This window comes from Paraburkholderia sp. (assembly GCF_049581445.1).
GTDB lineage: Bacteria > Pseudomonadota > Gammaproteobacteria > Burkholderiales > Burkholderiaceae > Paraburkholderia.
Window position 1 is genome coordinate 48,543 of the sequence record NZ_JBAURZ010000113.1, and the last position, 11,271, is coordinate 59,813.

Genomic DNA, 11,271 nt, shown 5'->3' on the forward strand with positions numbered 1-11,271 from the left:
AATGACGTGGGATCAGAAAACAAATGCGAGAGATGAAACTCAAGGTAGCGGTACTGTTCGGCGGAACCAGCGAAGAGCGTGAGGTCTCAATTGCGAGCGGGGCGCAGGTAATCAAGGCGCTACGGAGTGCGGGGCACGAAGTACTAGCCATTGAAACGTCGCGAGGCCTTTTGACAGCCGAAGAGGAAGACCGTTTATTAACTTCGCAGGTCGAAGAAGTTCCACCGGCATCCGACGCGCTCGCCGTACTTCGATCAGGCGAAGCCGGCCTGATTCGTTCCCCGGCGCTTGCCGATGTCGATGTCGTTTTCCTGGCGCTTCACGGCGGAACTGGCGAGGACGGAACAATACAAGCGATGCTGGACATGGCTGGGATGGCTTACACCGGCAGTGGTCATCTGGGCAGCGCAATCGCCATGGATAAGGACATGTCGAAGCGGCTGTTCGTCGCCGCCGGAATCGCTACCCCGCGCTGGCTGATGACGCCGTATGAGCCTGAGAAGGTCAACCGCGATATAGGTTATCCGCTTGTCGTTAAGCCCAATCAGCAAGGTTCGACGGTGGGCTTGTCAGTGGTCAAAAGTCCTGATGGCCTTGGAGCTGCCGTCCGGCATGCGTCGCAGTTTGACAGCGAGGTCATGCTGGAACAGTTCATTGCAGGCCGGGAACTGACGGTTGGAGTGTTAGGTGATCAGGCATTGACCGTCGGAGAGATCGTAATCGAACCGGACACAGTTTTCGATTACAAGGCGAAGTACCAACCGGGAGCAGTTCGCGAAGTGTTTCCAGCCGATCTGCCCGACCACATCGTCAGGGCTGCGCAAGACGCCGCGTTGCGGGCTCACCGTGCGTTGAAGCTCGAAGGCTATAGCCGGTCGGATTTCCGTCTGGATGCCAGCGGTCAGTTGTGGTGTCTTGAGGTGAACACTTTACCGGGCATGACTGCGACGAGCTTGCTTCCTCAGTCGGCAGCGGCTAGTGGAATCTCGTTTGCGGAGCTATGTGAGCAAATCTGTCGCGCGGGCATCAAGCGGCACGGAACACCCGAGGCCAGTTGAAAAATGTGCAACGCCTTCTATTGATTCCCATGCGAGAACGTCCGTCGGCCAGACTATTGATTACTTCCCAGAGGCGGCGCGTGCTGCTATTCCGTTTCGTGCACAGAACCGGCGCTCTTGCGGGCAAGACATACTGGGCAACGCCGGGTGGAGGTGTCGAGCACGATGAGACATTTGCAGAAGCCGCGATACGAGAACTCCGTGAAGAAACCGGCATGCAGAACGTGCAGGTCTCGGGACCGGTGGGCCGGCGTGAAGTGTCGCTTCAGTTACCCGATGGCGAGAGGGTTCTAGCGGTAGAACAATACTTCGTCGTTCATACCGACACGGAAACCATCTCGCGCGCCGGCTGGACTGCGGAGGAATCTGAAGTGATGGCGGATCACCGGTGGTGGAGCTGGGAAGAATTGTCCGCCACAACCGAGACTATCTATCCGCAAGGTCTGCTCGAAATGCTAGACGAGGCGGCGGTCTTCGGCACATGAGCATCGAGGTGGCCCATTCGGTGGTTGCACCGCGAAATTATGCGCCTGGTCTATTGCGAGCCTCGAACGTCCGGCAGGAACACGAGCTATGCTGCGTCGCAAAACGGAGCCGCTGTCGTTACAGTCCTTACAGCCACGTCACGAGGCCACCAACGCGGCCTGAAATTTTCGCGTGAAGTTGGCCGATACCCCGCAATTTGCCGCCTACACTGATTAGGGTCATTCAACCCTGCATGCACAGTGGAAGGCGTCGAACATGGTCGCCGTCACTTTTGAGGAGATTCCAATGTCCACGTCATCGACGACGGAAGCGGCGACAGCAGTCCTTGAAACCGCGCTGTCGGGTTACGAACTACTCGCCGACCCACTGCTGAACAAAGGGACCGCGTTCGGCGAGAGTGAGCGCGACGAGTTTGATCTTCACGGCCTTTTGCCGCCCAACATCGGCACGCTGGAAGAGCAGGTGTCACGCCGTCTTCAGGTACTGCGCAGTTTCGCGACCGATCTGGAACGCTACGCATTTCTGCGCGAGTTGCAGGACACCAATGAAACGCTCTTCTTCGCCATGCTTGTGCAGAACCTGGAAGAATTACTGCCGGTGGTCTATACGCCAACGGTCGGCGCCGGCTGCCAGCAGTTCAGCCGCCTGTTCCGCAAGCCGAGGGGCTTGTTCCTAAGCCTGCCGCACAAGAAACGCATCGCGTCGATCCTTGCTCATCCGCGCTTTGACAAGGTCGAGGCCATCGTCGTGACCGACGGTGAGCGCATTCTGGGCCTCGGCGACCAGGGCGCGGGCGGCATGGGCATCCCGATCGGCAAGCTCGCGCTCTATACCGGGTGCGGCGGACTGCATCCCGCGACGACCCTGCCGGTCATGCTCGATGTCGGCACGGACAATCCGGATTGCCTGAGCGATCCGCTCTATATCGGCTGGCGCCATGAGCGCGTGCGCGGCGAGGAGTATGACGACTTCATCGAAGCCTTCGTCAGCGCCGTCGTGAAACGTTGGCCTCACGTCCTGCTGCAGTGGGAGGACTTCGCCAAGAACAATGCGACGCGCATGCTCGAACGCTATCGCGATCGTTTGTGTACGTTCAATGACGATGTGCAGGGCACCGCGGCGGTGGCGACCGGCACGCTTCTGTCGGCCATCAATGTCACCGGGGTGTCGCTGCCCGAGCAGCGTATTGCCGTGATGGGAGCAGGCTCGGCGGGCTGTGGGATTGCGAGTCTGATCCGCAAGGCAATGATCGATGCAGGGCTGCCGGAGGGCGAGGCCGCCACACGCTTTTTCATGGTCGATCGCGATGGTTTGCTGGTCGACGGAATGGACGGTATTGCATCGTTTCAGCGACCCTTCCTGCAGAAGCAGTCCGCCACCGAACATTGGACACTCGATCATCCGGACCGGATCGCGCTGCTCGACGTCGTGCGTAACGCGAAGCCAACGGTGTTGATTGGCGTGTCCGGGCAGGCTGGGGCGTTCTCGGAAGCCGTGGTACGTGCGATGGCAGAGCATAATCAGCGCCCCGTGATCTTTCCACTCTCTAATCCCACCTCGCGCGCCGAGGCGACACCGGCAGACCTGGAGGCGTGGAGCGAGGGGCGGGCGGTCATTGGCACGGGCAGTCCATTTCCGCCGCTGGAGCGCAATGGTGCCCGGTTCAAGGTCGATCAGACCAACAATTCGTACATCTTCCCCGGCGTGGGTCTCGGTGCCATCGCCGTCAAAGCGGCACGCGTGACTGACACGATGTTCATGGCGGCCGCGCGAGCGCTCGCTGCGGCATCGCCGGCGAGAAACGATCCCGCCAGGAATCTGCTGCCGCCGGTGACGGCGTTACGCGAAGTCTCGGTCACGGTTGCGCTCGCGGTCGCACTGCAAGCGCATAAGGAAGATCTCACCAAGGGCGTGAGCACCGATCAGATAGAGGCCATGATTCGCAGCAAGGTGTGGACGCCGCACTACGTGCCATACAAACGCGTGAAAAGCAGCGCGACTTAAGCGTGATATGAAGGCGACTTAAACGTGACATAAGCCAGTCAAAAAACGTCTAAAAGCGGGAGTGCTGCCTTGCTCAACGCCATCCTGAATGGGCTGTTGCCGGTTGCGTTTGTCATCATGCTGGGCTGGCTCTCGGCGCGCATCGGCATGTTGAGGCACGACGATGCCGGCGTGCTGGCAACCCTCGTGATCCGCTTTGCGCTGCCGTTCGCGTTATTTGAAGGCGCCGTCAAAACGTCGCCCGACAAACTGCAAAACGTCGGCTTCGCTCTGTGCCTGACGCTCGGATTGATGGGCACGTATTTGATTGCGTTGGGGATCGGCCGTTTCGTGTTCAGGCATGACCTGCGCACGGCCACGATACAGGCGCTGGTGGGGATGGTGCTGAGCTTCTGCCACGTCAAGCTGCCGGAGCCGTGCTGACCTCTTTTGACCTGATCGCAAAGGCTGCCGGCGGTACGTCGTTGTTCGCACTTGGACTCATGCTGTACGGTGAGCGCTTCATGGTCAACGCCAACGTTTTGACCAATCTCGCCGTCAAGAACTTCCTCCAGCCCGCGCTCATGGTGCTCGGCGCAGTGCTGTTTGGCGTGGTGGGCGCGCCTGCCCATCAGGCCGTGATTACCGGTGCCGTGCCGACGGCCACCGCCGCCGCCATGTTCGCGCTAAAGAGCAAGACGTATACTGCCGACGCTACCGCGACGATCCTGATCAGTACGATTCTCGGCATCGCAACGGAAGGGATGCTCATCGCGTACTTCTTTTGAGTGCTGAAACTGCATCTATTCGTGGAGCCGCCTCAGCGCGATCTTCTCAGGATTCCTCGTCTCCTTTTTTTGCGAGATTTCGGCGCGAACGCCGTCTTTTACATGATCAGCGGATGCATGGCGTTCGTGATGTTGCTGATCGGCGTGATGGGACCGGCGACAAAGGGCCTGGCGCTCGAAGACATCAATCGCTGACACGGCCGCAAACGAGCTGATGACGATATAAGGCATCCGCTCACTATTTAACGTGCAGCAGATCGCAGTACCTGCATCGCAAAGCGTTTTGTCTGGTACTACCCACTCGCGATTCCAGGCATCCGTCTCGCGCCGGGGTCGGCATTCGCGGCATTGCCAGGCAAAATCAGCCGCGAATCTGGGACGCTCGCGCAAATAGTGGGAAGCAAACCCGGTACACGTTTACGTACGATATTAGGGAATGCCTAATTGAGTCGCGGCCCTCCAGCGTCGTAAAATCGCTGCACATCGGTTTGGGGGCACCAGGCATGAGTCTGGCTTCTCGTTTCGATTTCAACCTCGATCTCCGGCGACGCCCGGCGCTATATCTATGCGCCTCTCGCCCTGAGACCCGCTGCGGCAGTGGATTTGTCGTCAAATCCACGCCATGACCCCGCTCATTTCCGTCAAAAGGCTCTGCAAGAGCTTTCCGGGCGTGCGGGCACTCCACGAGATTCAGTTCGATCTCATGGCGGGCGAAGTCCACGCCTTGATGGGCGAGAACGGCGCCGGCAAGTCGACGCTGATGAAAATCCTCGCTGGCGTGTACACGCGTGATTCCGGCGAATTCCTCTATGACGGCCAGGCGGTAGCGTTCACAAGCCCGCGCGAGGCGCAGGATGTCGGCGTGTGCATCATTCATCAAGAACTTCAGTTGATGAATCATCTGAGCGTCGCCCAGAACATGTTCATTGGCCGCGAACCGCGCGGACGCCTCGGCGTGTTCCTCGACGAAGACAAGATGAACGCGCAGGCGCGCGACATTCTGGCCCGCATGCATGTGAACATCGACCCGCGTGCCGTGGTCGAGACGCTGACCGTCGCCAAGCAGCAGATGGTGGAGATCGCCAAGGCGTTGTCCTTCGAGTCGCGCGTCCTGATCATGGACGAGCCCACGTCGGCGCTCAACGACGCCGAGATCGCCGAACTCTTTCGCATCATCAAGGAACTGAAAAGCCGTGGCGTGGGGATCATCTATATTTCCCACAAGATGGATGAGTTGAAGCAGATTGCAGACCGCGTCACCGTCATGCGTGACGGCGAATATGTGGCCACCGTCACTGCCAAAGACACCACTGTCGAGGCGATCATCGGCATGATGGTTGGGCGAACCTTGACCGACGTGGCTGCGCCTCAGCGGGCTCCGGACAAAGGCGAAGTGGCCTTGCAGGTCAACAATCTGAACGCCGGCCCGCTGGTCAGAGACGTGAGTTTCGCGCTGCACAAAGGGGAAATATTGGGCTTCGCCGGCTTGATGGGCGCGGGCCGCACCGAAGTTGCGCGGGCGGTATTCGGCGCTGATCCGGTCGAATCGGGCGAGATTATCGTACGCGGTGTCAAAGCGACAATCAGGACACCGAGCGACGCGGTGGCGCGCGGTATCGGCTATCTCTCGGAAGACCGCAAGCGCTTTGGCCTCGCTACCGGAATGGACGTGGAATCGAACATTGTGATGTCCAACCTCCGCAAATTCCTGTCGTTCAACGTGTTCTTGCGCCGCGCCAAGATACGCAAGACGGCCTCTCATTTCATTAAATTGCTTGCCATTCGCACGCCTTCCGCGACCCAGCAGGTGCGGCTTCTCTCGGGCGGCAATCAGCAGAAAATTGTCATTGCGAAATGGCTTGAGCGAGACTGCGACGTCCTCTTTTTCGACGAGCCAACCCGTGGCATTGATGTCGGCGCCAAGAGCGAAATTTATAAGCTGCTGCGTTCGCTTGCCGAGCAAGGTAAGGCAATCGTGATGATCTCGTCGGAGTTGCCGGAGATCCTGCGCATGAGTGACCGCATCGTGGTGATGTGCGAGGGCCGCATTACCGGTGAACTCGACGCCACGGAGGCGACGCAAGAGAGCATCATGCAATTGGCGACGCGGCGCGAAACCCTAAAAGTGGAGTGAGCCTCATGAGGTGTATGACATGACACAGCCATCGGATACCTCGACGCTGGGAAACAAGGAAAGGGCTTCGGGGCTGAGGGCCCGCATCTTCAACCCCGCCGCTGTGCAAAAGCTGCTCGCCTTCGGCAGCCTGATCCTGCTGCTGATCTTTTTCAGCTTCGCGTCGCCCTCGTTCATGCAGATGGACAACATGCTCGGGATTCTGCAGGCGACGGCAGTCAACGGCGTTCTGGCGATCGCGTGTACGTTCGTGATTATCACCGGCGGCATCGATTTGTCCGTCGGCACGCTAATGACCTTCACGGCAGTGATTTGCGGCGTGTTCCTGACCTATTGGCATCTGCCGATGTGGACCGGTGTCCTTGCTGCCATCGGCACAGGCGCGCTGTGTGGAAGCATTTCCGGCACGCTCACGGCGAAAATGAAAATCCCGCCGTTCATCGCCACCCTCGGCATGATGATGCTGCTCAAAGGGCTCTCGCTTGTCGTCTCGGCGGACAAGCCGATCTACTTCACCGACACCGACAACTTCTACATGATTTCGCAGGACTCGCTGATCGGCTATCTGGTGCCGAGTCTGCCGATTCCGAACGCGGTCCTGATCCTGTTTGTCCTGGCGGTGGTGAGCTCGATCACGCTGAATCGCACGGCGCTTGGCCGCTACACCTTTGCGCTCGGCAGCAACGAAGAAGCCGTGCGCCTGTCAGGTGTAAATGTCGACCGGTGGAAGATCGCCATTTATAGCCTCGGCGGGGCAATTTGCGGTGTTGCCGGATTGCTGATCGCCTCGCGCCTGAATTCGGCGCAGCCGGCGCTAGGTCAAGGCTATGAACTCGAAGCGATTGCCGCTGTGGTGATTGGCGGCACTTCGCTTAGCGGCGGGTCGGGCACGATTCTGGGCACGATCATCGGCGCGTTCATCATGAGCGTACTGACCAACGGACTGCGCATCATGTCCGTGGCTCAGGAGTGGCAGATCGTCGTGACCGGCCTCATCATCATTCTGGCGGTCTACGCCGATATTTTGCGGCGCAGGAAGAGCTGACGCTACGCGGGAGAAGTGCAAGAGCAAGAAAAGGGAGCGCACTCGGTTCCCCAACGGCTGAAGGTTGATAGCCCACCTTAGGAGGAGATAACCATGTTGAAAAGAAAATTGATCAGCGTAGTGGTCGGCGTAGGCGCGCTCGTTGGCGGTACGAGTCTCGCGCTGGCGGATCAGCCCTACATCCCGCTCATCTCGAAGGGCTTCCAGCATCAGTTCTGGCAGGCCGTCAAAGCCGGTGCAGAACAGGCCGCCAAGGAGCAGAACGTGAGAATCTCCTTCGAGGGTCCGGAAACCGAGGCCATGGTCGACAAGCAGATCGACATGCTTTCGGCCGCGCTCGCCAAGAAGCCCCAGGCGATCGGTATCGCCGCGCTCGACAGCAAAGCAGCGATCCCGCTTCTGAAGCGCGCACAGTCACAGAAAATCCCAATCATCGCCTTCGACTCGGGCGTCGACAGCGACATTCCGCTGACGACCTGCGCGACGGATAACCTTGCTGCGGCCTCACTCGCCGCCGACAAGATGGCCGAGGCGATTGGCGATTCCGGTGAAGTGGGCCTGATCGTGCATGACCAGACGAGCCGCACCGGCGTCGATCGTCGCGACGGCTTCCTGAACGAGATGAAGGCGAAGCACCCGAACATCAAGATTGTCTCGGTCCAGTATGGTGGCGGTGACCATCTGAAGTCCGCGGAAATCGCCAAGACGATGATCCAGGCTAACCCTAACCTGAAGGGCATTTTCGGCTCGAATGAAGGCTCGGCTGAAGGTGCGGCGATCGGCGTCAAGGAATCGGGCAAGAAGCTCGTCCTGATCGGTTACGACTCGGGCAAGGAGCAAAAGGACGACATCAATTCAGGCCTGATGTATGGCGCGATTACGCAGAACCCGATTGGCATTGGCAAGTGCGTTGTCGACTCTGCCGTGAAGGCGCTCAAGGGCGAGACGCTGCCCAAGAAGGTCGACACGGGCTTTTACTGGTACGACAAGAGCAATATGAACGATCCGAAGATCTCCGCTGTGCTCTACGATTGATCGTTGCTACCGGCGTTTGATGAAAGAGGAAGGGTCGCGGTGTCGTTAGACGCCACGGCCCTCTTTGTTCATAGGCGCAAATCTGTCGCTGTCTGAGAGGAGGGTGCTTGGATGTCCACGATCACGAAGCTATCTGTCCGGGACATCCGGTTCCCGACCTCACGATCACTCGACGGCTCCGATGCGATGAACGCCGCGCCGGATTATTCGGCCACCTACGTCACGCTCGAAACCGATTCGCCGCAAGCGCTGACGGGCCACGGCCTCACTTTCACCATCGGGCGCGGTAATGAAATCTGCGTGGCTGCGGTGCATGCGCTGGCCCCTTTGGTCGTCGGCAAAACGCTGGAGGATATCGCTGCAAACATGGGCGCCTTCTGGCGCGAGCTGACTTCGGACAGCCAGTTGCGCTGGATCGGCCCGGACAAGGGCGCGATTCATCTGGCGACGGCGGCAGTGGTGAATGCGGTGTGGGACCTGTGGGCGAAAGCGGAAGGCAAGCCGGTGTGGAAGCTGCTCGTCGACATGAGCCCGGAAGAGCTCGTGCGTTGCCTCGACTTCCGCTATGTGACAGACGCGATTACGCCGCAGGAAGCGATTGCAATGCTGCATCGTCATGCCAAAACCCGAGGCGAGCGCGAAAAGGAAATGCTGGCGCACGGCTATCCGGCTTATACGACTTCAGCCGGCTGGCTCGGCTACGACGACGACAAGATCCGCCGGCTCGCACGCGAAGGCGTCGCGCAAGGGTGGACGCACTTCAAGCAGAAGGTGGGCGGCAATCTCGAAGAGGATATGCGCCGGGCCAGCATCCTGCGTGAAGAAATCGGCGAAAACCTCAAGCTGATGATGGACGCGAACCAGGTGTGGGATGTCGATGAAGCGGTCGCGAACATGCGGCGCCTCGCGCAATTCGATCCGTGGTGGATCGAGGAACCCACGAGTCCGGACGACGTTCTCGGTCACGCGGCCATTCGTGAGCGTATTAAGCCGATCGGCGTGGCGACGGGCGAGCACTGTCAAAACCGCGTGATGTTCAAGCAGTTGCTTCAGGCGAAGGCCATCGACTTCTGCCAGATCGATAGCTGCCGGCTGGGCGGTCTGAACGAGGTGATTATCGTGCTGCTGATGGCGGCGAAATTTGGCGTGCCGGTGTGCCCGCACGCGGGCGGAGTCGGCTTGTGCGAATACGTCCAACATATATCGCTGTTCGACTATATCTGCGTGTCGGCGTCGCTGGAAAACCGGGTGCTCGAGTACGTGGATCATCTGCATGAGCATTTCATCGATCCCGTCGTGATCCGCAACGGCCATTACATGCCGCCGCAACTTCCCGGCTACAGCATCGAAATGCATGCGGCGTCGCTTGATCAATATGTCTTTCCGGATGGGCCGGCCTGGCGGTCGTGAGGCGGCGCTGGCGACGCTTCTATAGCTAGCTGGCGTTCTTCATACGCCCATCGCGAGCCCATCGCTGCGCGGGTCATGCGCGCCCAGCGCATGCCCGTTGGCATCGATTGAGATCACGCCGGGATGTCCCGCCAGCGGACTCTGCTCCGCAATCGACGACACTTCGTGCCCTCGCGCTGCGAGCGCGGCCAGTACGTCGGCGCCTGCATCGTGTTCGATCTTCAGCGCGTCGCGCGTGTCCGAGAATGTCTTGCCGAGCAGAAAGCGCGGGCGAGTGAGCGCCGTGAGCGGATCCATGCCGTAGTCAATGAGCCGCGTGAGAATAGCGGCGAGCGTTTGCGGCTGACCGTCGGCGCCCTGCGTGCCGAACAGCACGCTCGGACGTTCCGCTTGCAGATACATGCCAGGCGTCAGCGTATGGAAGGGACGCTTGCCAGGCCGCAGCGCGTTGGGGTGCCGAGGATCGGTACTGAACGACGCGCCCCGGTTGTGCCAGAGAATGCCGGTGTCACCCGCCACGACGCCGCTGCCCCAATCGAAATAGACCGTCTGCAAGAGGCTCACCGAGTGGCCGGCACTATCCGTTGCACCAATGAACACGGTGTCGCCGTGACGAAAAACATGCGGCCATGTGCGTGCGTGGTGCATGTCGATCGATCGCGCGTGTGCATCGAGCGCCGCGGGCGCGAGCATCGTATCAACGGGCACGTCGTTGAAGTCCGGATCGCAGACGTAGCGGTCCCGATCAATAAACGCACATTTCACCGCTTCCACCAACAGATGATAGTAGTCGGCACTGCCTTCTTCGATTGTGCTGAAATCAAAGCGCTCCAGCGTGCCCATGATTTGCAGCGTCGTCACACCTTGTGTTGGCGGTTGCAGGCTGATGAGTTCACCACCTCGATAGGGCACGCGTAACGGCGCTTCTTCTCGGGCTCGGGTGACAGCGAGATCGGCTTGCGTGAGCGCGGAACCGGCGTCGCGCAGGCCGCGTGCGATGCGTTCCGCGAGTTCGCCCTCATAGAACTCGCGCGCGCCGAAGCGGGCAATGCGTTCAAGACTGCGCGCGAGCGCGGGCTGCGTGAAACGTTCGCCCGGCGCAGGAATGTGGCCGTGCGGCGCGAATGTCGCAGCGAAACCGGACTGCATGCGAAGATCGTCGGCACGCAGCGTCTGCCAGAAGTGCTGCGACTGCGTAACCGGAAAGCCCTCTTGCGCATATTCGATCGCGCGTTCGAACAGCGCGGACCATGGCACTTTTCCGCCCCAGGCTTTTTGGCTGTGCGCGAAGGCGCGCGCCCAGGTGTCGAGTGTGGCCGCGCTCGTGAGCGC

Annotated in this window: 10 protein-coding genes; 9 read left to right on the plus strand and 1 reads right to left on the minus strand. The window is 59.9% G+C overall.

Going from position 1 to position 11,271, the window contains the following annotated elements:
- The first annotated feature begins 23 nt into the window (after positions 1 to 23).
- The 9 genes from WCA85_RS10285 (at position 24) to WCA85_RS10325 (ending at position 9,939) form a co-directional block, all read left to right on the plus strand.
- The gene (locus WCA85_RS10285; protein ID WP_424063430.1) at positions 24 to 1,058 is read left to right on the plus strand and encodes a D-alanine--D-alanine ligase family protein; all 1,035 of its coding nucleotides are present in this window, start codon (positions 24 to 26) and stop codon (positions 1,056 to 1,058) included.
- 29 nt (positions 1,059 to 1,087) lie between these two features.
- Positions 1,088 to 1,543, plus strand: a complete 456-nt coding sequence (locus WCA85_RS10290; protein WP_424063449.1) for an NUDIX hydrolase — start codon at positions 1,088 to 1,090, stop codon at positions 1,541 to 1,543.
- Positions 1,544 to 1,829: 286 nt separating this feature from the next.
- On the plus strand, positions 1,830 to 3,548 hold the full coding sequence (locus tag WCA85_RS10295; protein WP_424063432.1) for an NAD-dependent malic enzyme: 1,719 nt from the start codon (positions 1,830 to 1,832) through the stop codon (positions 3,546 to 3,548).
- 69 nt (positions 3,549 to 3,617) lie between these two features.
- Complete coding sequence (locus tag WCA85_RS10300) at positions 3,618 to 3,971, plus strand: AEC family transporter (RefSeq protein ID WP_424063434.1); 354 nt, start codon at positions 3,618 to 3,620, stop codon at positions 3,969 to 3,971.
- On the plus strand, positions 3,965 to 4,315 hold the full coding sequence (locus WCA85_RS10305) for an AEC family transporter (protein WP_424063436.1): 351 nt from the start codon (positions 3,965 to 3,967) through the stop codon (positions 4,313 to 4,315). Before WCA85_RS10300 ends, WCA85_RS10305 begins: the two co-directional genes overlap by 7 nt.
- Positions 4,316 to 4,937: 622 nt before the next feature.
- Entirely contained in the window at positions 4,938 to 6,449 is a 1,512-nt protein-coding gene (locus WCA85_RS10310) for a sugar ABC transporter ATP-binding protein (RefSeq protein ID WP_424063437.1), read from the plus strand.
- A gap of 19 nt (positions 6,450 to 6,468) precedes the next feature.
- Positions 6,469 to 7,494, plus strand: a complete 1,026-nt coding sequence (locus WCA85_RS10315) for an ABC transporter permease (RefSeq protein ID WP_424063439.1) — start codon at positions 6,469 to 6,471, stop codon at positions 7,492 to 7,494.
- A gap of 93 nt (positions 7,495 to 7,587) precedes the next feature.
- The gene (locus WCA85_RS10320; protein WP_424063441.1) at positions 7,588 to 8,529 is read left to right on the plus strand and encodes an ABC transporter substrate-binding protein; all 942 of its coding nucleotides are present in this window, start codon (positions 7,588 to 7,590) and stop codon (positions 8,527 to 8,529) included.
- A gap of 111 nt (positions 8,530 to 8,640) precedes the next feature.
- Complete coding sequence (locus tag WCA85_RS10325) at positions 8,641 to 9,939, plus strand: L-fuconate dehydratase (RefSeq protein WP_424063443.1); 1,299 nt, start codon at positions 8,641 to 8,643, stop codon at positions 9,937 to 9,939.
- Positions 9,940 to 9,978: 39 nt separating this feature from the next.
- Here WCA85_RS10325 and WCA85_RS10330 read toward each other — a convergent pair.
- On the minus strand, positions 9,979 to 11,271 hold a 1,293-nt coding region (locus tag WCA85_RS10330), incomplete at its 5' end, for a gamma-glutamyltransferase family protein (protein ID WP_424063445.1).